General features: G+C 42.9%; 1 protein-coding gene. It reads right to left on the bottom strand.

The window, feature by feature from the left end:
- On the bottom strand, positions 1-1,256 hold a 1,256-nt coding region (locus tag IQ264_RS32485; protein WP_193986917.1), incomplete at both ends, for a GAF domain-containing protein.

Raw genomic sequence — 1,256 nt, 5'->3', positions numbered from 1 at the left:
GGCAAACTTCCGCCTACTTGGTAATCAAAACTAGGCGGTGCTTCTGCACTCCGTAGCAGCGCATTTTCTATTACTAATTCAGCTTGAGTTGCTTTGAGAATTTCCAGGGTGTGCGACAGTTCTTTGGTGCGTTCTTCGACTTTTTGCTCCAAAGTTCGGTTATAATCTTCTAATTGTTCGTAGAGTTGAGCGTTTTCAATGGAGATGGCGGCTTGAGCGGCAATGATTTGTAAAGTTTCGACTCGTTCGGGGGTAAATGCACCGATCGCCAAGTTATTTTCTAAGTAGAGAATCCCTGCTAGTTTGCCTCGATCTAGTAAGGGAGTGCAGAGAATCGATTTGGGTTGAGTGGCAATAATGTAAGAGTCGCGAGTAAATTGTCCTTCATTAGTAGCATTATTTAATACTACGTTTTCGTGGCTGCGAGCGACGTAGTTAACTATGGCGGTTGATAGCAGGGGAATTTGAGTTTCCGGGTCTATAGAATTTATGGGAATTGATGGGATAATGGTAATGCGATCGCTTTCTACTGCTGCTTGGGCTTCTATCACCCAATTCCCGTTTTTATCTAGGATGAGAAAACCTTTTTGAGCGCCTGCGTTTGCGATCGCAGCTTGCATCACCCGATCTAACAATTGTTCTAAAACGATTTCGCTGGAGATAGCTTGAGAGGCTTTCATTACGGCGGCAAAATCTAAGGTTTCGCCCGCTCTTCCTGATGTTGTGGTAATCGGAATGGTATTATTTTGAGTATCTGTTTGAGTTAAACCAAGCCACTGAAAATACTTTTCATCCAAATCTTCTACTTTGCGTTTTGCTCCCCAAATTTGATAGCATTGGCGGGCTTTTTTTAAATGAATTTGAGCGAAATCCGGTTTTTCTTGGGCTAACCAAAACTTAGCGGCTAGTTCGTTGGCGAGTGCTTCTTCGTGGATAAACTCATTTTCTTTGGCAGATTTAATTGCTCGCTCGTATAAATTGATTGCTTCATACCAGTTACCCGATATGCGGATCATTTCGGCGGCGACTAAAAGATATTGATGTTGGAAATTTTGCGGACATTGCTCTGCCCAGGCTTTCAGGCGTTGTTGATTTGCTTCTAGTTTCTGCCAGTATTTCTCCTTCTCGGTTTCGTCAGCTTGGGGATAGAGAGCAACGAGAGTTAATGAGCAATAAAAATTTAGCTTGGCGAGGGAAATAGTGCCGGGAATAAAAGCCGTTAATTTCTCTGTTTCTTCCAGATAAGATAACTCTGG

The sequence above is a fragment of the [Phormidium] sp. LEGE 05292 genome (genome assembly GCF_015207735.1).
GTDB lineage: Bacteria > Cyanobacteriota > Cyanobacteriia > Cyanobacteriales > Aerosakkonemataceae > Floridanema.
The sequence above is the reverse complement of the archived record's forward strand: the minus strand, read 5'-3'. Positions and strand labels throughout refer to the sequence as shown.